The sequence below is a fragment of the Mesorhizobium sp. M1348 genome (genome assembly GCF_040317925.1).
GTDB lineage: Bacteria > Pseudomonadota > Alphaproteobacteria > Rhizobiales > Rhizobiaceae > Mesorhizobium.
Map to the genome: position 1 here is coordinate 1 of NZ_JAMYLH010000083.1, position 882 is coordinate 882.

Genomic DNA, 882 nt, shown 5'->3' on the forward strand with positions numbered 1-882 from the left:
CCAACGCGTCAACCTCTGAAAGCGGGACGGGCGGGGTTCCATGCATGTTCACTGTTGCTCCTCCAGCACGATCCGACCGCTGACGGACCCCTGCTATTCAACCGTAGCTGCTGCGGCGGTAGCCCCCGCATCCAGCCAGTTTTTCGGCGCCATTATGCGCAATCCCCAAGTTTGCCAAAAAGGGGGGTAGACTTTGATTGTTTCATCTTGTGTCGGCAAAGCCGAGCGACGTGTGACCGTCGCCCGGCCAGAATAACTCTAGTGGAATCCAGGTCTATTGAAGAACCCATTCGTTCCAGCGCTGAATGAGCCGTTCGGTGTTCGTCAGGCCATCCGGCCCGATATCATTATACCACTGTCCATTAATGAAAACGCTGCTCTTCATGTAGTCAGGATGGGTAGTAAGTTTGCGGGCGACCTTATCCGGGATTAGTTTAAAGGCGTTGCGGTTGGTTGGACCTTGGGGAAATATCTGACAGAATGCCGCTTGGCGATCAGCGCGAGTAGTAAATTCAATATACTTCTGCGCGTTTTGCACGTTCGGACCCCCCTTCGGAATTACAAAATAGTCCCATGTTAGCTTTGCCTGATTCCGATTGATCTCGATTGGTGCGCCCTGATCGATCAGAAGGAGAGCCCGTCCATCATATGATTGCGCGACATCAACTGCCTTATCATGCAACATTTGCTGGATCTCTGAGCCCGTGCCCCACCACTTACGGATATGCGGCTTGATCTTGTCCAGGCTGGTGAAGATGCGATCGATGTCCATCGGGTAAAGTTGATCGGCGGGTACGCCATCAGCCAGCAGGGCTTCCTCCCAAGGCCCTTCCGATCCGTACGCCCCTGACACCAGCGTTCGGATGCCTGGAAACTTTTCGA

The 882-nt window shown here is 53.9% G+C and carries 1 protein-coding gene; it reads right to left on the reverse strand.

The genetic code is table 11. The annotated features are described in order from the left end of the window. Positions 1–274: 274 nt before the first annotated feature. A partial coding sequence (locus NKH13_RS35520) for an extracellular solute-binding protein (RefSeq protein ID WP_352917490.1) occupies positions 275–882 on the reverse strand: 608 nt, incomplete at its 5' end.